This window comes from Streptomyces sp. NPDC059002 (genome assembly GCF_042740435.1).
Classification (GTDB): domain Bacteria; phylum Actinomycetota; class Actinomycetes; order Streptomycetales; family Streptomycetaceae; genus Streptomyces.
Genome location: NZ_JBHYJI010000079.1, coordinates 1 through 19,040, shown reverse-complemented (window position 1 = coordinate 19,040; position 19,040 = coordinate 1). Strand labels below are relative to the sequence as shown.

General features: G+C 73.6%; 19 protein-coding genes. 17 read left to right on the top strand and 2 right to left on the bottom strand.

What is annotated here, in order from left to right; translation table 11 throughout:
- Positions 1-192: 192 nt before the first annotated feature.
- From ACFWZ2_RS39455 to ACFWZ2_RS39415, 9 genes are all read left to right on the top strand, one after another.
- Positions 193-1,191, top strand: coding sequence for a TauD/TfdA family dioxygenase (locus tag ACFWZ2_RS39455; RefSeq protein WP_384554282.1), 999 nt, complete (start codon positions 193-195; stop codon positions 1,189-1,191).
- 29 nt (positions 1,192-1,220) lie between these two features.
- Positions 1,221-2,198: an ornithine cyclodeaminase family protein gene (locus ACFWZ2_RS39450; RefSeq protein WP_384554280.1), complete on the top strand. Its 978-nt coding sequence runs from the start codon at positions 1,221-1,223 to the stop codon at positions 2,196-2,198.
- On the top strand, positions 2,189-3,613 hold the full coding sequence (locus ACFWZ2_RS39445) for a Y4yA family PLP-dependent enzyme (RefSeq protein ID WP_384554278.1): 1,425 nt from the start codon (positions 2,189-2,191) through the stop codon (positions 3,611-3,613). The genes ACFWZ2_RS39450 and ACFWZ2_RS39445 overlap by 10 nt, the downstream gene beginning before the upstream one ends.
- 86 nt (positions 3,614-3,699) lie before the next feature.
- On the top strand, positions 3,700-4,731 hold the full coding sequence (locus tag ACFWZ2_RS39440) for a cysteine synthase family protein (RefSeq protein WP_384554276.1): 1,032 nt from the start codon (positions 3,700-3,702) through the stop codon (positions 4,729-4,731).
- Positions 4,728-6,200, top strand: a complete 1,473-nt coding sequence (locus ACFWZ2_RS39435; protein WP_384554274.1) for an MATE family efflux transporter — start codon at positions 4,728-4,730, stop codon at positions 6,198-6,200. Before ACFWZ2_RS39440 ends, ACFWZ2_RS39435 begins: the two co-directional genes overlap by 4 nt.
- 50 nt (positions 6,201-6,250) lie before the next feature.
- Entirely contained in the window at positions 6,251-6,670 is a 420-nt protein-coding gene (locus ACFWZ2_RS39430) for a hypothetical protein (RefSeq protein WP_384554272.1), read from the top strand.
- Positions 6,671-6,743: 73 nt separating this feature from the next.
- Complete coding sequence (locus ACFWZ2_RS39425; RefSeq protein WP_384554270.1) at positions 6,744-7,436, top strand: alpha/beta fold hydrolase; 693 nt, start codon at positions 6,744-6,746, stop codon at positions 7,434-7,436.
- 343 nt (positions 7,437-7,779) lie between these two features.
- Positions 7,780-8,676: a polysaccharide deacetylase family protein gene (locus tag ACFWZ2_RS39420; RefSeq protein ID WP_384554268.1), complete on the top strand. Its 897-nt coding sequence runs from the start codon at positions 7,780-7,782 to the stop codon at positions 8,674-8,676.
- Positions 8,677-8,686: 10 nt separating this feature from the next.
- Positions 8,687-8,887: a hypothetical protein gene (locus ACFWZ2_RS39415; protein WP_384554266.1), complete on the top strand. Its 201-nt coding sequence runs from the start codon at positions 8,687-8,689 to the stop codon at positions 8,885-8,887.
- A gap of 42 nt (positions 8,888-8,929) precedes the next feature.
- On the opposite strand, the gene ACFWZ2_RS39410 is transcribed toward ACFWZ2_RS39415, so the two are convergent.
- Positions 8,930-9,601, bottom strand: a complete 672-nt coding sequence (locus ACFWZ2_RS39410; protein WP_384554265.1) for an ABC transporter — start codon at positions 9,599-9,601, stop codon at positions 8,930-8,932.
- Positions 9,598-10,590: an ATP-binding cassette domain-containing protein gene (locus ACFWZ2_RS39405; protein WP_384554264.1), complete on the bottom strand. Its 993-nt coding sequence runs from the start codon at positions 10,588-10,590 to the stop codon at positions 9,598-9,600. The genes ACFWZ2_RS39410 and ACFWZ2_RS39405 overlap by 4 nt, the downstream gene beginning before the upstream one ends.
- Positions 10,591-10,670: 80 nt before the next feature.
- On the opposite strand from ACFWZ2_RS39405, the gene ACFWZ2_RS39400 reads away from it, so the two are divergent.
- From ACFWZ2_RS39400 to ACFWZ2_RS39365, 8 genes are all read left to right on the top strand, one after another.
- The gene (locus ACFWZ2_RS39400) at positions 10,671-11,432 is read left to right on the top strand and encodes a peptidyl-tRNA hydrolase (protein WP_384554262.1); all 762 of its coding nucleotides are present in this window, start codon (positions 10,671-10,673) and stop codon (positions 11,430-11,432) included.
- Entirely contained in the window at positions 11,429-12,082 is a 654-nt protein-coding gene (locus ACFWZ2_RS39395) for a TetR/AcrR family transcriptional regulator (RefSeq protein WP_384554261.1), read from the top strand. Before ACFWZ2_RS39400 ends, ACFWZ2_RS39395 begins: the two co-directional genes overlap by 4 nt.
- Positions 12,083-12,184: 102 nt before the next feature.
- Positions 12,185-12,952, top strand: coding sequence for a DUF4142 domain-containing protein (locus ACFWZ2_RS39390; RefSeq protein ID WP_384554259.1), 768 nt, complete (start codon positions 12,185-12,187; stop codon positions 12,950-12,952).
- A 92-nt stretch (positions 12,953-13,044) separates the two neighbouring features.
- On the top strand, positions 13,045-14,364 hold the full coding sequence (locus ACFWZ2_RS39385) for a DUF692 domain-containing protein (RefSeq protein ID WP_384554257.1): 1,320 nt from the start codon (positions 13,045-13,047) through the stop codon (positions 14,362-14,364).
- A 4-nt stretch (positions 14,365-14,368) separates the two neighbouring features.
- Positions 14,369-15,484 (top strand): TIGR04222 domain-containing membrane protein, encoded by a 1,116-nt coding sequence (locus ACFWZ2_RS39380; RefSeq protein WP_384554255.1) that lies wholly within the window; start codon positions 14,369-14,371, stop codon positions 15,482-15,484.
- A 119-nt stretch (positions 15,485-15,603) separates the two neighbouring features.
- On the top strand, positions 15,604-16,431 hold the full coding sequence (locus ACFWZ2_RS39375; protein WP_384554254.1) for a DUF4142 domain-containing protein: 828 nt from the start codon (positions 15,604-15,606) through the stop codon (positions 16,429-16,431).
- Positions 16,432-16,549: 118 nt separating this feature from the next.
- Positions 16,550-17,323 carry a TIGR04222 domain-containing membrane protein gene (locus ACFWZ2_RS39370; protein WP_384554252.1) on the top strand — a complete coding sequence of 258 codons (774 nt, stop codon included), beginning with the start codon at positions 16,550-16,552 and terminating at the stop codon, positions 17,321-17,323.
- Between the two features lie 149 nt (positions 17,324-17,472).
- Positions 17,473-19,040: alpha/beta hydrolase (locus ACFWZ2_RS39365; protein ID WP_384554250.1), on the top strand; the 1,568-nt coding region annotated here is incomplete at its 3' end.

Sequence of the window (19,040 nt, the reverse complement as noted above, 5' to 3'; positions counted from 1 at the left end):
ACCTTGCCGCAACCCGCGCACGCGAGCCCAAGTGCGCCCCCTGACCTCGTGATTGGCGTTGGCGGCGCTTTCATTCATCACTCGATGACTAAGGTTTGCCTAACCTAATATTACTGCTAGCGTTCAGGGCGTCACCGGTGATCGCACGGCCCCGATTCCTCCCCCAACCCGACGGAAACGGACTATTTCGCGATGAGCACGGCAGCAGCCGCACCTGTACGCCAGCTCGATCCCCACTCCGTGGGCGAGCTCCGAGAAGCCGCGGAGAAGACACTCGAAGAATTCGGAACGTCCGCGACATCTCCCCAACTCCTGGCACGGATACGGCAGTACGCGGACGGGTTCGGTGACACCCTGCGCCGCCACTGCCGCCCCGTGGACACCATCGACGGCCTGTTCGTCCTGCGCGGCCTGACCGTCGACGACGACGCGGCAGGCCCGACACCCCCCGGCTGGGCGCACGCCAAGGACAGCGGAGCGGTGCACGACATCGCGCTGCTGCTGCTCGCGGAGCTGATGGGCAACCCCATCGCCTGGCAGGGCCAGCAGGACGGCCGGTTCGTGCACAACATCGTGCCCTCGCCGGGCCACGAGGACGAACAGACCGGCGCGAGCAGCACGGTGCTCCTCTCCCCGCACACCGAGGACGCCTTCCACCCCGGCCGCGCGCATCTGCTCATGCTGAGCTGCGTCCGCAACCACGACCGCGTCGCCACCACCGCGGCCAGCATCCGCAAGGCCGAACTGGCCCTCTCCGACGTCGAGTTGCTCACCAGGCCCGAGCTGCCCATCCTCCCCGACGACGCCTATGCCGAGGCCCAGGGCTACGCCGAGGCGGCGCCCCCGGCGGTGCCCGCCCTGTTCGCGTCCAAGGACGGTCTGACGCTGCGCTTCGACCCGGCGTACACACCCCTGGAGCGGGCGGACGACGCCTACCGGGCCGCGTACCGGCGACTCGAGGCCGAACTGGCCCGCGTCTCCGTCGCGGTGACGCTCGACCCCGGCGAGGTGCTCGTCGTCGACAACGACCTCGTCGTGCACGGCCGGGTGCCGTTCAAGGCCCGCTACGACGGGACCGACCGCTGGCTCAAGCGGGCCTCCGTGCGCGTGCCCGGGCGGCGCCGACGCCCTCTGGCCGAGGCCTACGAGCACGGTTACGGTCAGGCGGCGCTCGAAGCACACGCCGGCTGAACACCCGCCCACGGACTGGAGGACCACCCATGAAACAGCTGCGGATCCTGTCGACCGGCGACCTCGCGGGCATCGACATCTCCCTCGCCGACGTGATCGCCACCGTCGAGGGCGCCTACCGCACCCTGCACGCGGGCGAGTCGGACAACCCCCGCAAGCTCACCGTCGCACCGCGGGACGGCCACTCCGTCGCGTACGCGATGCTCGGCCGCGACGGCACCCGCGACGTCGTCGCCATCAAGACGTCGTACAAACACGGCCTGGACAAGGGCCGCGACGAGCAGCACTACTACACCTCGCTCACGCTGTACGACGACGCGACCGGGCTGCCCGTCGCGATGATGGACTGCGCGCGCATCGGCTCCCTGCGCACCCCCGCGGTCTCCGCGCTGCTCGCCAGGGAACTCGCCCCGCCCGGCGCCCGCAGCGCGCTGGCCATCGGAACCGGCACCCAGGGGCGGCTCGCCCTGCCGTTCCTGCTCACCACGCTGCCGGGACTCGACCGCCTCATGCTCTCCGGCACGCACCCCGACGGCATTCGGGCGGTCCGCGACGAACTCCACCGGCACTTCCCCGACCGGGAGGTGGAGGTGGTCGAGGACCTGAAGGCCGCGGCATCCGACGCCGATGTCGTCGTCGCCACCGCGGGCGGGCACACCCCCGCGGCCGTCGAGGCGGACTGGCTCAAGGCGGGCGCCCTCTCCGTGCTCGTCGGCCACGGCCTCGCCCCCTCCACTCTGCACCGCGCCGACCGCGTCATCGCCACCAGCGAGGCACAGATGAACGTCACCGGGACGGACATGGCCGACGCCAACGGCCAACTGCCTTCGGTGGACGCCGAGTTCCCCCCGGTGCTCGCGGGCGCCGCCAAGGGCCGCACCGGCGCCGACGAGCGCGTCTTCGCCTACAACAGCGGCCTCGTCGTCACCGACATCGCCCTCGGCCACCACTTCGCCCAACTCGCCCTGACCCAGGGGCTCGGCACCGAGGTGGCGCTGTGGCAGTGAGCGGGGCGGGCGCGGGGCAGGGACGGCTCGCGCCGCCGAGTCTGCCCGCGCTGCCCGACCCGGCCACCGAGGCGGTGCTCGGCTGCGGGCTCGTGCAGGAGCTGGCGTACGCGTTCGGCGGGCCCTTCCACTTCCTGCTGCCGGACGCCTTCGACGCCAATCTCGCGGCGATGCGGGGCGAGTTGGCGGCCGCGGGCGTCGACGGGTTCGTGTACTACGCCAAGAAGGCCAACAAGGCGGCCGTGTGGGTCGAGCGGTGCGCGGCGGGCGGGGCGGGCGTCGACGTCGCGTCCCTCGGCGAGTTGCGCGAGGCTCTCGGCCACGGCGTCCCCGGCGAGCACCTCATGGTCACCGGGCCCGCCAAGGCGCACGACCTGCTGCGGCTCGCCGTGCGCCAGGGCGCGCTCATCGCCGTCGACGCCCTCGACGAACTCGACGCGCTCATCGGCATCGTGGGCGGCGAAGGGCCGGACGGCGGGGCCACGCGCCCGGCCCGGATACTCCTGCGCCGACTGCCGCCCGGCCAGCCGCACAGCCGCTTCGGCATGACCGAGGCGGAGCTGGCCACCGCCATGAGCCGCTGCGCCGTCGCGGGCGAGGCCGTCCTGCGCATGGAGGGCTTCAGCTTCCACCTCTCCGGATACGACATCGGGGCACGCGCCGACCTCGCGGCGGACCTCGTCGAACTCTGCCTGAAGGCACGGGAGTCGGGCCTGCGTGCCGACCGCGTCAGCATCGGCGGCGGACTGCCGGTCAGCTACGTCGGCGCGGACGAGTGGCGCGACTTCCTCGCCGTACGGCACGACGGGCACTTCCACGCCGAGAAGTCGTTCGGCGACGGCGCCTTCTACCCGTACCACTCGCCGGTCGCCGGAGCGGAAGCGCTGCGGGCCCTCCTCGCCCACCGCGCGCCGGACGGCCGCCAACTCCCGGCGCTGCTGCGCGACTTCGGCGTACGTCTGCTGCTCGAACCCGGCCGCGCGCTGCTCGACCGGGCGGGCGCGACCGCGTTCCGCGTGCAGGGCGTCAAGGAGCGGGCGGGCTACCGGCTGCTGACCGTGGACGGCAGCAGCCTGAGCCTGTCGGAGCAGTGGTTCGCCAGCGAGTACCTGCCCGACCCGGTGCTGCTCCCCGCCACGGCCGACGCGCCGGACCCCTCGGCGGGCGCGACCGGGACGTACCCCTGCAGTGTCGGCGCCGCGACCTGCCTGGAGTCGGACATGCTCACCTGGCGGAAGGTCCCCTTCGGACGGCCGCCACGGCCCGGGGACCTGCTGGTGTACCCCAACACGGCCGGATACCAGATGGACTCCAACGAATCCCCCTTCCACGATCTGCCACTGCCGCCGAAGGTCGTCGTCGACCGCACCGAACTGCCGCGCCCGCGCTGGCGGTTGGACCGCCACTTCACCTGACGACCGCCACTTCCCCTGACGGCGGACGCCCGCCCCGAAGCCCACCCCGTCCGACCCCACCCCGTCCCCCACACAGGAGCACATCGATGCCCGGAGCACTTCAGCGCCCCGCCGTGGTCTCCCGCGTGTCCGACCTCATCGGCCACACACCCCTCCTGGAACTCGCCGCCACCGAGACCGGCAGCAGGCTGCTGCTGAAGCTGGAGATGTTCAACCCCACCGGCACCGCGAAGATCCGGATGGCCCGGCAGATGATCGTCGACGCCGAGGAACGCGGCGCACTGCGCGCGGGCGGCCGGATCATCGAGTCCACCTCCGGCAACACCGGACTCGGCCTCGCCGTCGTCGCCGCCGAACGCGGCTACACCTTCACCGCCGTCGTCGACCACCACGCCTGCACGGACAAGCTGCGCGCGATGAAGGCGCTCGGCACGGAACTCGTGTACGTCGCCGAGGGCGGCGACGGCGAGGAACTCGCCACCGCGGCCCGCGAGGAACTCGCCGAGGAGCTGGCGCGCGGCCGGGACAACACCGTCTTCACCGAGCAGCACAACAACCCGAGCAACGGCGTCGGGTACTTCCCCGTCGCCCACGAACTCCACGAGGCCCTCGAAGGACGTCTCGACGTGCTCATCGGCGCGGTCGGCACCGGCGGCGCCCTCTGCGGCACCACCCGCGAACTGCGCAAGCTCATACCGGAGTTCACGACCGTCGGCGTCGAACCCAAGGGGTCGATCGCGTTCGGCGGACCCGCCCACGACTACTACCAGTCCGGCACCGGCACACCCGAAGGCGCGGAGATCGGCGCGCTCGTCGACTTCGACCTGATCGACGAGGGCGTCAAGGTCGGCGACGTCGAGGCGTTCGCGGCCTGCCGCGCCGTGGCCCGCACCGGACTGCTCATCGGCGGCTCGGCGGGCGGCGTGGTGCACGAGGCACTGACCCGCCTCACCACGCTGCCGCCGGGCAGCACTATGGTCGCCCTCGTCAACGACGGCGGCGAGAAGTACCTGGACACCGTCTTCGACGACTCCTGGATGCAAGCCCGCAGCCTCCTCGATCCCGACGCGGAACGCGAGATCGACGAGCTCCTCACCAAGCTCCGCAGGAACCGATGACCTCGCTCTCGCCGAAGCCCGCCAAGTCCCGCAAGCCCACGCCGACTTCACCGCGGCAGGACCCGGCACCCGCGCCCTCCGCGCTGACCACCCTGCTCGGCGACAGCCGCGCCCTTGCCACGCTCGCCGTGCCGCTCGTCCTGACCCAGCTCGCACAGGTCGCCCTGACCACCACCGACACGGTGATGATGGGCCTGCTCGGCACCCAGGAACTGGCGGCCGGCGGACTGGCCATCGTCATCTTCAACCAACTGCGCACCATGGGCGTCGGCCTGGTCACCTCGGTCGGCAACCAGATCGCCGCGGCGGCGGCACGGGCCGAGCAATCCGGGACCGTAGAAGGCGGCGCGGGCGCAGGCGCAGGCGCGCACGAGGAGGTGCGCGGCATCGTCCGCGCGAGCATGGCCGTCGCCACGCTCGCCGGGATCGTCGGCGCCGTCCTCATGATCCTCATCGGCCAGTGCCTGACGTGGCTCGGCCAGGACGCCGCCGTCGTGGACCGCGCGCAGACGATGCTGCTCGCGCTCGCGCCCGGACTGCTGCCGTGCCTGTGGTTCCAGGCGATCCGCCAGTTCACCGTGGGCATGCGCCGACCGCAGGCGCTGCTGCAGATCACGATCGCCTCGGTCGCGGTCAACGCGGGCCTCAACTGGGTGCTCATCCACGGCACTTGGGGCGCCCCTAAGCTGGGCCTCACCGGTGTCGGCGTGGCCACCTCCACGGTCCACCTCCTCTCCTTCCTCGCGCTGTACGCCACCGCGAAACGGGACGAGACCCTCGGACCGCTGCTCACCCTGAACGCCGCCAAGGCGGACCCGGCCGCGGTGAAACGGCTCGTCGGCCTCGGGGTGCCGATCGCGGCGACGTACGGCTCGGAGGCGGGCTTCTTCTCCGTCACCGCGCTGATGGCGGGCGCCTTCGGCCCGGCGGCGCTCGCCGCGCACACCGCCGTCAACCAGCTCGTCTACATCGTCTTCCAGGTCGCCGTCGGCCTCTCGCACGCCGCGTCCATCAACGTCAGCCGGGAACTCGCCCTCGGCCGCACCGCCGACGCGCGCCGCATCAAGAACACGGCGCTCGCCTGCGCGGCGGCGGTCATGACGGTCGTCGGCATCGCCTACCTCACCGTCCCCCGCCTGGTCCTCGCCCCCTTCATGGACTCGGGCTCCGACCGCGCCCTCACCATCGCGACGCACCTCCTGATCGTCACCGCGTTCCTGCAGTTCTTCGACTGCGCGCAGAACATCGGCGTGGGCCTGCTCCGCGGCCTCGACGACACCAGGAGCGGCTTCCGCATCACCCTCATCGGCTACTGGGCCGTCGGCCTCCCCGCCGCCTGGCTCCTCTCCCACCCCCTGGGCCTCGACACGGTCGGCATCTGGCTCGGCCTCCTCACCGGCCTCGCGACCACGGCGATCCTCCTGCTGCGCCGGTACGGGATCTCGCTCGCGGCCAGAGAGGGCCCCTGACAGCCGCCGGAAACGGCGCGTTGTCAGTGGCGGCTGGCACGCTGGCGACCATGAATCCGCTCACCCTGACCGGCGTCACCGAAGCGCTCCGTGCGTCCTGGGCCGCCGACACCTGCTCCCCCGACGACGTCGAACGCGCCCCGTGGAGCGCCGACAACCCCGCCTGGGGGCACTGCGACATCACGGCCCTCGTCGTACAGGACCTGTTCGGCGGCGATCTGCTGGCCGGGGAGGTGTACGCGACGGACGGCACGCAACACGGCTTCCACATGTGGAACCGGCTGGACTCCGGACTCGAACTCGACCTGACACGCGAGCAGTTCCGGCACGGCCAGCGGATCACGGAACCCCGTTCGGTGCAGCGACCGCCGGGTGCGCTGCCGCGCCGCCAGAAGGAGTACGAGCTGCTGCGGGAGCGGCTCGCCGGGCTGCTGGGCGGGGCGCTGCCCGTCGCCCAGGGAGGGGGCTGACGGGTCCGAACACCGGATCGGACAAGATCGACGCATGCCGCCGTCCGGCTGACCGACCAGAAAGGCACCCACCATGAAGCTGCACACCCACGAATGGGGCACCGGCGACCGCGTCGCCCTCCTGGTCCACGGCATCATGTCCGACCACCGCACCTGGCGGCGCGTGGGGCCCGCGCTGGCCGACCGTGGATACCGGGTGATCGGCGTCGACCTGCGCGGGCACGGCGAGAGCGGCCGCGGCGCGTACGGCGCGGAGATCTTCGCGGACGACCTCGTCGAGACCCTCCCGGCCGGTGCGGAGCTGGCGCTCGGGCACTCGCTCGGCGGCATGGCCCTGGCCCTCGCCGTCGAACGCCTCGCGCCCGCACGGGCCGTCTACTCCGACCCGGCGTGGGCGCTCGGGGCGAAGAGGTCCGTCGACCCGGCGGTGTTCGTGGAGTTCCAGCGGGCCACGCGCGGCACGATCGCGAACTTCAACCCCCGCTGGGAGGCGGCCGACGTCGACATCGAAGTCGCCACGCTGGCCGCCTGGGACCCGGACACCGCGCTCGCCCTCTCCGGCGAGAACGCCCGCGACCGCACCCCGGCCGCACCCGCCGTCCCCTCCCTCGTCCAGGTGGCGGACCCCAGCCTCCTCGTCGACGCCGCCCTCAAGGAAACCCTCACAACCCGCGGCTTCGAGGTCCGCACCGTCAAGGCCGCAGGCCACACGATCCACCGCGACGACTTCGAGGGGTTCATGGGCTCGCTGGAGGGGTGGGTCTGAGCGCGGGGCGGGGGCGCGGGGGCCTGATCGCGGGCGCGGCGCGCATCGCCCTTGGCGCGACGCGGACCGGGAGCCGGGGGCACCTCGGCGGCGGCGGGGTGCGGGGGCGCCTCGGCGGCAGCCGGGTGCCGCGCGCTTCCGCCCTGCCTCCGTAAGCGGCTGACCCGGGCCCCCAGCCCATCGCCCGAACCGGCTCCGTACGCGACAAGGGTGCGTGGCACCGGGTCGGCGTCGCAGCGAGGCCGACCCAGGAACGCCCGCACCGCCGACCCGGCAACGCCCGCACCGCGGGCCCGCCGGGACGTTCGGGGATTTGTCGCATTCGCGCATATATCGTCGCCGAGTGATCACTCTCGTACGGAGATGCGCCGCGCTCTGCGCCCTGGGCGCCCAGACCACCGTTCTCGCCGGGTGCTCCGGCGACGCCACGGCGCCCGGCCACCCGGGCCGCCCCGCCCGGCCGCCCGCGGCCTCCGCCGCCGCCGCCGCCCCGCCGTCCGCCGCCCCGCCCACGCTCGCGCCCGGCCCTTCGGGCCTCACCCCCGTGTTCATGAACGGGTCCCGCGCCCACGGCCGCACCGTCGCGCTCACCTTCGACGCCGACATGACCGCGGACCAGGGGCCGCGCGCGGCGGCCGGTGAGCGGTTCGACAATCCCGCGCTGGTCGCCACGCTGCGGCGGCTGAGGGTGCCCGCGACCTTCTTCATGACGGGACGGTGGGCCGATGAGTACCCGGCCCAGGCCAAGGACATCGGCCGTGACCCGCTCTTCGAGGTCGCCAACCACTCGTACAGCCATCACGCCTTCACCGGCAGCTGCTACGGCCTGCCGACCGTCCCCGCGCCCCGGATGCGCGCGGACATGGAGCGCGCGTTCGACGCCTTCCGCAGGGCGGGCGTCGAGCGTCCTGTGCCGTACTTCCGTTTCCCCGGCGGCTGTTACGACCGCCGCGCCCTGCGCGCGCTCGCGCCCGGCGGCGTCACCGCCGTGCAGTGGGACGTGGTGAGCGGCGACGCCTTCGCCACGGACTCCTCCGCGGTGGCCCAGCAGGTCCTCGACGGGGTGCGGCCCGGCTCGGTCGTCGTCATGCACTGCACGCGCAGCGCGGCCCCCGCGACGGAACGCGCCCTGCGGACGATCATTCCGAAGCTGCGCGAGCGGGGGTTCCGCTTCGTCCGGGTGTCGGAGCAGATCGGGTCGACGACGGGGGCCGCGGAGGCGGCCGGGGCCCGGAGCTAGGCTGATAGGCATGGCTGAGGACTACTGCGCAGGTACGAGTACGGGGCCGGCCTCGGCGGACGAGGCACCGTCGGCACCGGCCCCCGGTGAACCCTTCGCCGAGTGCGTCCTGTGCCGTGCGCCCACGGAGTACCCGGAGTCCCACAAGGGCATCACGCTGTGCCCGGTCTGCGCGTGGCAGGAGGCCCAGCGCACGGCCTGTTCGGGGTGAGGGGGACCGAGCCCTCACCCCCGGCCCTTCACTCCCGCCCCCTCACCCGCCCCGCCGCGAACTGAGCGCGCACGCCACCCACATCGCCCCCACCGCCGCGGCCCCCGCTCCCGCCAGCGCGCCCAGCGACACCGGTACCGCCCCTTCGCGCGAGCCCGCCGTCAGGTCCGTCAGGACGTACTTCGCGGGGGACCCCGTGGTGACCAGCGCGAGGAGCGCGAGCAGCAGCAGTGCGGGGACGGCGCGGCCCGCGGAGCGCAGCAGGGGCCAGTTGGTGAGCGCCCCGATCGCCGTGCCGAGGAACGCGCTGACCAGCATGGCGAGGAGACCCGCCGCGGCCGAGGGGAGCCGCGGCACCGCATGCCGGGCGTCCGTGCTCGACGCGTCGCTGATGGCCGTCACCACCAGGACCGCGCAGCAGCCGAGCGCGGCCGCCGCGAGGAGCGCGGCGAGCAGCGAGGCGAGGTGGGCACGTCCTGGACCGGCCGCCGCCGCGGCGCAACTGCGGGCCGCGGGCGGCTCGTTGGTGGCGCAGATCCGGACCAGCCAGGCGGCCACGGGCAGCAGGGCGGCGGCGGCGTATGCGAGGGAGTCGAGGATGGGCTGCCCGCCCTGTACGCCCACGGCGAGGAACACCGCGTAGAGGATCACGGGCGGCAGCCACCGCTGGGACCGTACGAGCAGGGCGAGTTGGTAGTGGAGCAGCGCGGTCATCGGCCCTCTCCTTCGACAGTCTCCGCTTCGGCGGGCCACGCTTCCGCGGGCCGCGTCGGCACGGCGGGTTCCGCGCCGGGTCGTACGGCATCCGCCCATGACGGCGGCTCCGGGGCCCCCGACTCCCCTCGTACCGAAACCACATGCCAGGGCGGCCGCGCCATGAGCAGTTCCCTCAGCACCACGTCGGAGCGGCTCTCCGGCACCGCGAGCCGCAGCACTCCCTCGGGGCTCCGGTCGCCGACCTCCGCGGCCGCCGCGGCGACCGGCGCGGGGAGTCCGGCGTCCCGCGGCGCCTGCGCCTCGATGACGACGACCGGCCCCACGGGCCCGGGCCCCGAACCGGCCGACGTTCCGTTCGGCGTACGGCGGTTGAGCGCGGAGCCCACCACCGCGTACGTCTCGTCCGCCGCCCCGAGGAGCCGCCGCGGATCGTGGTCGACGAAGACGACCGCGCCACCGGCCACGGTCCGCTCGGCGACCGCGCGATCGAGTTCGGCCCGGGCGGGGGCGTCCAGGCCGGTCCATGCCTCGTCGAGGACGAGCAGTTCGGGGTCGGCGACGAGCGCCTGCGCCACGGCGACCTTCTGGCTGCTGCCCTTGGACAGTTCCGCCAGCGGCGTACGCGCGTACCCGCCCGCACCGAAGCGCTCGAGCCACCGCTCGGCGGCCCGCCCCGCCGCGCCCCGCGCGAGACCGTGGACGCGGCCCATGTGCGTCAGATATCCCACCGCGGTGAACGGCAGCGACGCGGGGAACCGTTCGGGGACGAACGCGGTGCGCGGACGCCCCGCGAGGCGCCCCTCGGAGGGTGCGTCGATTCCCGCGAGAAGTCTCAACAGGGTTGATTTCCCTGTGCCGTTGGCGCCCTCGATCCGCACCAGGGAGCCCGCGCCGACGCCGAGGTCGACACCGCGCAGCACCCAGGGTCCGCCCAGCGAGTAGCGCCGTCCCACCCCGTGGAGGCGTATCGCGAGATCATGTTCCATGCGGGTCATCCTCGCGCACGGCCCCCGGGGCGCGGCGAAGTCCCCGGTGCGGCCGATCTTCCGCCTGGCAGACTGGACGGGTGAGCAGCGACCAGACCACCCCCGACGTGCCGGAGGGCCCGCACGCCCCGAGCGTGCCGGACAGCCCCTTCCGGCATGAGAACACCTCGCGCGACGAGGCCCCGCAGTTCGTGCTGCCCCTCGTGGCCCGCATCGAACGCGCCGCTCCGCCAGCCCGCACCGACGCCCTGGAGACCGCGGCCCGCGCCGTCCTCGTCATGCTGAGCGACGACCGGTCGACCGGCGACGGCGAGTGGGCGCAGGCCATGCGCGACTGGCAGGACGCCCGGATCCGCAAGGTGGTCCGGCGCGCCCGCGGCGCCGAGTGGCGGCGCGCCGAGGCACTGCCCGGCATCACGGTCGCGGGCAAGTCGGCCGAGGTCCGCGTCTTCCCGCCGGTGCCGCTCGACGGCTGGCCCAAGGAGCTGGCCAAGCTCCAGGTCTCCGGCACGGAGCTCGACGACCCGGAGCCCCCGGCCGGTGCCGACACGACGCACCCCGTGCTGTGGATGAGCCCCGACGTCGACATGTCGGCGGGCAAAGCGATGGCGCAGGCAGGCCACGGCGCCCAACTGGCCTGGTGGGAGCTGTCGGACGCGGACCGCACCGCATGGCGTGACGCGGGCTTCCCGCTGTCCGTGCGCACCCCGGACGCCGCGCACTGGCGCGAACTCACCGTGAGCGGACTGCCGGTGGTGCGCGACGCGGGCTTCACGGAGATCGCCCCCGGTTCCTGCACGGTGGTCGCCGACCACCCCGCCCTGCGCACGGTGCAGGCGTGACGGGCGGCAACCGCCTCGACGGCAGAGTCGAGCGCGGCAATCAGACCCGCCGCCTGGTGCTGCGGCGCACGGTGGACGTCGCGTCGGTCGAGGGGCTCGAGGCGCTGTCGCTCGGCCGTATCGCCACCGAGCTGAAGCTGAGCAAGAGCGGGGTGTTCGCGCTCTTCGGCTCGAAGGAGGAGCTGCAGCTCGCGACCGTGCGGGCCGCCGGCCGCATCTTCCTGGACACGGTGGTGGAACCCGCCCTGCAGACCCCGCCCGGTATCGGCCGCGTCTGGCGGCTGTGCACGGCCTGGCTCGACTACTCGGAACAGCGCGTCTTCCCCGGGGGCTGCTTCTTCTACGGGGTGATCGCCGAGTTCGACGCCCGCGAGGGCCCGGTGCACGACGCGCTGGTCCGTGCCAACCGCGACTGGCGGGAGCTGGTGGAGCGCTCCATCGCCGAGGCGGTCGGCGCCACCGAGCTGCACGCGGACACGGACGTCGGGCAGCTCGCCTTCGAGTGCATCGCCCTCATGGAGACGGCGAACGGGCACTCGGTGCTGCACGACGAGTCGCACGCGTACGGCAGGGCGAGCACCGCCATCGCGGCCCGGCTGCGCGCGGCGGCGACGGACCCCGCCCTCGTGGGGAACCTCTCGCGCCGCTGAACACCTCGCTGTACTCCCCTCCGAACATCCCGTCGAACACCCGCTGAACGCCCCGCCCGCCTCTTCCGTACTCCCCGGTATCACCGGCATACGGGAGGCACCTTGCGGCGCGTCAACGGCACGGCTCTGATCATCGCGGCACTCGTGGCCACACTGGGGGCGATCGCGTTCCCCGTGTGGTCGTACGCCGACCGCTCCGGCACGGGCCCCGCCAACCTGGCCGCGGGGTCCGTCGCCACACGCTGGGGCCCGCTGTCGGCGGCCGACCGGGACCTGCTGGTGAAGGTGCGGCTCGCCGGGCTGTGGGAGATACCCGCGGGGCAGCAGGCCGTCGAGCGCGCGCCGACCGAGGCGATCAAGGCGGCGGGCGACCATCTCATCGTCGGCCACACCGATCTCGACCGGCGGGTACGGACCACGGCGGCGCAGCTCGGCGTGGAGCTGCCCAATCAGCCGACGGCCCAGCAGCAGGGCTGGCTGCGGGAGTTGACGGAGGCGGGCGGCGAGACGTACCAGCGGAAGTTCGCGAATCTGCTGCGCGTCTCGCACGGGAAGGTGTTCGGCGTGATCGCCCAGGTGCGCGACAGCACCCGCAACTCCCTGATCCGGCAGCTCGCGACGGACGCCAACCAGACCGTCCTCGACCACATCACGATGCTGGAGGCGACCGGACTCGTCGACTTCGACGCCATCGCGAACGGCGCGGCCGCGACCTCGACGGCCAGCCCCACGGGCCCGCCCCCGCCGTCCGGCGCGACTCCCCGGGAGCCGGTGCCCGCGGGTCCGAGCGGCGACGTGTCCGCCACGTCCCGGCCTTCACCGGGGCCGCCCGGCGCGATCAACACCGGCCGAGCGGAACCTCAAATGTAGCTCTGAACGTCTCCACCTGGGGGTTCGATCCGCCCGGCCGGGGCCATGGTCCTGGCAACGGGGGACGAATCGGGGGACGAAGGGGGAGCGACATGAGGCATCTGGGCACCGGAATCGGCTGGCGTCCCGAGATCGCGGACGCCGTGGAGGCGATGCCCGGCATCGACTGGGTCGAGGCCGTGGCGGAGAACCTCTGCCCCGGGCATCTGCCCGCGTCCCTGCTGCGGCTGCGCGAGCGCGGCGTGACCGTGGTGCCGCACGGCGTCTCGCTGGGGCTCGGCGGCGCGGACCGCCCGGACGAGGGGCGCCTGCGGGCGCTCGCCGAGCGCGCCGAGGCCCTCGGCTCGCCGCTCGTCACCGAGCACATCGCGTTCGTACGGGCCGGGGGGCCGCTCACCGCGACGCAGCCGCTGGAGGCCGGGCACCTGCTGCCCGTGCCGCGCACCCGCGACGCGCTCGACGTGCTGTGCGAGAACGTCCGCATCGCCCAGGACGCGCTGCCGGTGCCGCTCGCCGTGGAGAACATCGCGGCGCTGATCTCCTGGCCGGGCGAGGAGATGACGGAGGGGCAGTTCCTCTACGACCTCGTCGAGCGGACGGGCGTACGGCTGCTCATCGATGTCGCCAACCTCCACACCAACCACGTCAACCGCGGCGAGGACCCGGCCAAGGCCCTCGGCGAACTGCCGGTCGAGGCCATCGCGTACGTCCATGTCGCGGGCGGCTTCGAACGGGACGGCGTCTGGCACGACAGCCACGCGCACCCGGTCCCCGAACCCGTCCTCGCCGTCCTCGCCGACCTCGCGTCCCGGGTGACCCCGCCGGGCGTCCTCCTGGAACGCGACGAGAACTTCCCGCCCCCGGCCGAACTGGAACGCGAACTGACCGCGATCCGGGCGACTCTGGCGAGTGCGGGCGTGGCGCCCACCCGGACGGCCACGCCCGCCTCGGAGCCGCTGCCCGCCTCGCCCGCCTCGGAACCGCTGCCCGCGTCGTCCGCCGCGCGCCAGCGCACCGCGCTCGCGCAGGCCGCGCTGCTCTCCGCGCTCGTCGCGGGGACGCCCGTGCCCGAAGGGTTCGACCACGCGCGGCTGCGGGTGCAGAGCCACGCCCTCGCGGCCAAGCGGGCCGACGTCGTGGCCAAGGTGGCGCCCGAGCTGCCGGGGATCGTCGGCGACACCTACCGGGCCGCGTTCCTCTCGTACGCCAAGGACCGGCCCATGACCGGCGGCTACCGGCACGACGCGCTGGCCTTCGCCGAGCACCTGCTGCTCGCGGGGCAGCCCGGGAACGCGGACGCGCGGCGGGAGTTGAGCGACTGGTGGCTGGAGCGCTCGGGCCCCGCACCGCTGTCCCGGCGGCCCGCGGCCCGGCTGCTGCACGCCACCCGCCGCGTCCTGCTGAGGCGGTGACGCCATGTACGTCGTGGGCACGGTGTACACCGTCGCCGTCGTACTCTCCGCCGGGGAGCTGATCAGGGGCGTGGCGGCGGCCCGCCGCACCAGGACGTCCCCGTTCCGCGCCGAGGACCGCTCCGCGCACGGCGTCTTCGTCCGCGGCACCCTGGAGGCCGCGTTCCTCTCCGGCGGCCCCGCCCGGGCCGCCGACGCGCTGATCGCGGGCATGCACGAGGACGGCGGCCTGGTCGTCGCGGGCCCCGGCGTCGTCGGCATCACCCGGCCGAACCCCAGGAACGCCGCCGAGCAGGCCGTCGTCGACGCGCACACCGCGGCGCCGAACGGCGCGCTGCACTGGCTGCGGGCCGGGGTGATGCGCAGCGCCCCGGTCCAGGAGACGGGCGACGCGCTCGCCCGCCGTGGGCTCGTGGTGCGGCCGGGGCTCCAGCACAGATGGCACCGCCGGGCCACGATCCTGACGTTCCTGACCCTCACCGGGTTCATGCTCGCGGCCCTGCTGACGACGGCGCAGTACGGCGGCGTCGACCACTCCGGGACCGGATCCGAGTCGTTGTCCGACGGCATCCTCATGCTGGTGCCCGCCGGCGTCTTCGGCCTGATGACGGGGCTGATCTGCGGCCACATCACGACCAGGCGGCTCACCGTCGCGGGGCGCAGCGCCCTGTACGAGTACGTCCGCTCGTCGCGCCATGTGACGGGCGCCGCGCACCTCGTGGCGGTCCACGGCCTGTCCGCGGCCCACCCCGACCTGCGCGAGCAGCTGATGGCCGCCGCCAGGATCCGGGGCACCGCGACGCCCGCCACGGGCCCGCACCCCGCCCCGTACCAGCCACCGGTCACCGGGAGTCCGAGCTCGAACTCGAACTCGGGGACGCCGGTGTGGTGCGGCTCGGGGAGCGGGGGCGGCGGAGGCTCGTGCTCCGGGGGCGGCGGCTCGTGTTCCGGAGGCGGAGGCGGATCGGCCTGTTCCGGTGGAGGCGGCGGCTCCGCGTGCTCCGGCGGCGGCTCCTCCTGTTCGGGCGGGGGCGGCTCCTCCTGCTCCGGAGGCGGCGGGGGCTCCTCCTGCTCCGGAGGTGGCGGGTCCAGTTGCAGCAGCTCGTCGTCCTCCTTCTGACGGCGCACGCCGCGGACACCGAATCGGCGCGGGAGTACGGCGGTTGACGTACTCCCGCCCGTATCCCGGTGCCCCCTGTCCGGCGCGCACTAACGTGCGGTGCCGCAACAGGAGGCACCATGCGATCCCGATCAATCAACGGCACCGGCCTCATCGTCGCGGGACTCGTCGCGACCCTGGCCGCCCTGCTCTTCCCCCTCTGGTCGTACGAGGACCGCTCGGGCACGAGCCTCGACAGACTCAACGCGGAGACCGTGTCGACCGACTTCGGACCGCTCTCCGCCCTGGACCGGGACTTCATCACCAAGGTGCGCCTCGCGGGCCTGTGGGAGCTGCCCGCGGGACAGCAGGCCGAGGAGCGCGGCACCACCAAGGCGGTGCGCACCGCCGGTGAACACCTCGTCGAGGGCCACACGTTCCTGGACGCACGCGTACGCGAGGTCGCGGCCCGGCTCAGCCTCGAACTGCCCAGTCAGCCCAATCCCCAACAGCGCGACTGGCTCGCCGAGTTGAGCGCCGCACGCGGGGAGACGTACGACCAGGAGTTCGCGAACATCCTGCGCCGCGCCCACGGCAAGGTCTTCTCGGTGGTGGCCGAGGTCCGCGCGACCACCCGCAACTCACTGGTCCGCACCCTGGCCGACGACGCCAACACCACCGTCCTCGACCACATCAAGATCCTGGAGTCGACCGGCCTCGTCGACTTCGACGGCCTCGCACGGGACGCCGCCACGGGCCAGGCCCCCGCGACCCGCTCCCCCGCACCACCGGGCCCCACCGCGTCCCCGGACCCGGCCCCACCGGTCACCCCGTCACCGACGTTCTCGCTGCCCCCGGCGGCGTCCCGCCCGAAGCCGGAGAAGCCGGAGCAGACCCAGAAGCCGAAGCAGCGCGAGAAGCCCGCGAGGCCCGAGAAGGGAGCGAAGAAGGGCGGCGACAAGGACTAGCCCGCGCCGGAGCCCCGGCGGAGCCCGGTCAGAAGCGGAACGTTACCCACCCGTCACCCGCCGTCCACATAGTGAATATGCCGTGGCGCCACGCACCGCCTTCGCATAGAAATCCGCCATGTTCTGGCTGCCCCTTCTCCTCCTCGCCTGGGCCGCGACCGGCCTCTCCTGCGGCAGGCTCTGCCTGGCCGCGAGCCGTGCCGCCGACCAGGAGGGCACCGCGGTCCGCGGGCACCAACTGACCCTCTACGAGGCCGCGTTCCTGTCCGGCGGCCCCTCCCGGGTCGCCGACGTGACCCTCGTCGCGATGGCCCGGGCGCGGCGGCTGCTGATCGCGCACACCGGCTGGGCGACCGTCGTCGACCCGGTCGGCCGCGACGACATGGAGCGTTCGGTGCTCGGCGCGATCGGCCCCGGGGGCCAGTCGCGGATAGCGCCGATACGCCGGGGCGCGGCCGCCGCCGACGCGGTGCGCGCCCTCGCGGACGGGCTCGTCGCGGCGGGCCTCGCGGTTCCCGGGAGCGCGGGCGCGGGCGTCGCGGCGGCCGTGCGGCAGGTGCGCGCGGCGACGGTGGCGGTGCTGGCGCTCGGCGCGGTCGGGGTGCTCATGCCCACCCAGGAGCGGGCGGCGGCGGGGCAGGTCCCGGTGGCGATCTGGTTCGCGCTTCCGCTGCTGCTCTGCGTGGGCTGTCTCGTCATCGCCCGCGTCGAGGTCCACCCGTACACACGGTGGGCGTCCCCCGCGGGCCAGCGGCTCCTCGGCGCGCTGTCGACGGGCGGCGACCCGCTGACCGCCGTGGCCGTGCGCGGCGTCCGCGCGGTCCCCGACCCCGGTCTGCGGGCGGCGTTCTCGCACCGGTTCCGGCCGGATGCGGCGCAAGGGGGTCATTGAGCCGACACCGGCCGACCGGTGCTTTACTTCGCCAACTACCGCACGAAGTATCCCTTTTGTTCGAGTGAGTCCTGCTCACGGGCACTGTTCAGGAGCACCGTTGGGAGCACTGCTCACAAGCACCGCCGGATAAAGGGGTAAGAAGCGCGATGAGAGCAGCAGCCGCCCGCTACGGAACCGCCGGATCCTTGGTCCTTACCGCCCTCGTCGCCGCCCCCGCGGGATCCGCGAGCGGCGCCCCGCCCTCGCCGGAGTCGCACGGCACCACCGTCGCCGCGCAGCGCGCCGAGGTCGCCGGGGTCCGCTGGGGCAGCTGTGCGAAGTCCGAGGACCTCCCGCCGTCGGTCCAGTGCGGCACGGTCTCCGTGCCGCTCGACTACGCCCGCCCCGATGGCAGGAAGATCAAGCTGACCGTCAGCCGCACCAAGGCCACCGGGAAGGCGGAGGGCAAGAAGGTCGCGCACCAGGGCTCGTTCGTCTTCAACCCGGGCGGGCCCGGCGGCTCCGGCATGTACTTCCCGATGGTGGGCGTGCTGCCCGAGTGGAAGCGCATCGCGGCGGCGTACGACCTCGTCGGCTACGCCCCGCGCGGGGTCGGCCGCTCGGCGCCGCTGTCCTGCCAGGACCCCCGGCAGTTCACCAAGGCGCCCACGCAGGCGCCGAGCCACCCCGACGCCTCGTACAAGCAGGAGCGCATCGCGCAGGCGAAGGCGTACGCGCGCGGCTGCGCGGCCCGCAACCCGGGCCTTCGGCACTACACGACGCTGAACAACGCCCGCGACCTGGACGTGCTGCGGGCCGCGCTCGGCGAGCGGAAGCTGACGTTCATGGGCGCCTCGTACGGCACCTACTTCGGGGCGGTGTACGCGACGCTCTTCCCGTCGCACGTGCGCCGCATGGTGTTCGACTCCGCGGTCAACCCCGACCCCTCGCAGATCTGGTACGACAACAACCTCGACCAGTCGGTGGCGTTCGAGCGGCGCTGGGCGGACTTCCGCGCGTGGGTGGCCAAGCACGACAAGACGTACCACCTGGGCACGACGCCCGACGAGGTGCTGCACAGCTACGAGAAGGTGCGCGCCGAACTGACCCACAAGCCCGCGGGCGGCAAGGTCGGCCCCGGCCAGCTGCAGGCCGCGTATCTGAAGGCCGGGTACTACGACGACTACTGGCCGATGCGCGCGACGGCCCTGTCCGAGTATCTGAAGGGCAACTCCAAGCCCCTGGTCGAGCAGGCCGCCCCGGAGCCGCAGGCCGCCGCCGAGGAGGAGAACGGCAACGCCGTCTACACCGCCGTCGAGTGCAACGACGCGTCCTGGCCCACCGACTTCCGGGTGTGGGACCGCGACAACTCCCGCCTCTCGCGCGTCGCGCCGTTCGAGACCTGGGACAACGCCTGGATGAACCTGCCGTGCGCCTACTGGCCCGCGCCCCGGCAGCAGCCGGTCGACGTGCGCGCGGCGCAGGGCGCGCTGCCCCCGACGCTGATCCTGGCCGCCGAGCGCGACGCGGCGACCCCGTACGAAGGCGCGCAGGAACTGCACCGCAGACTGCCCGGTTCGGTCCTGGTCACCGAACAGGCCGCGGGCACGCACGGGATCGGCGGCGGCGCCAACCAGTGCATCAACGGACACCTGGACGCCTACCTGCTGGAGGGCCGGCTCCCGGTGCGGCGCGCGGCGTGCGCACCGCACCGGGAGCCGGAGCCCCTTACGGG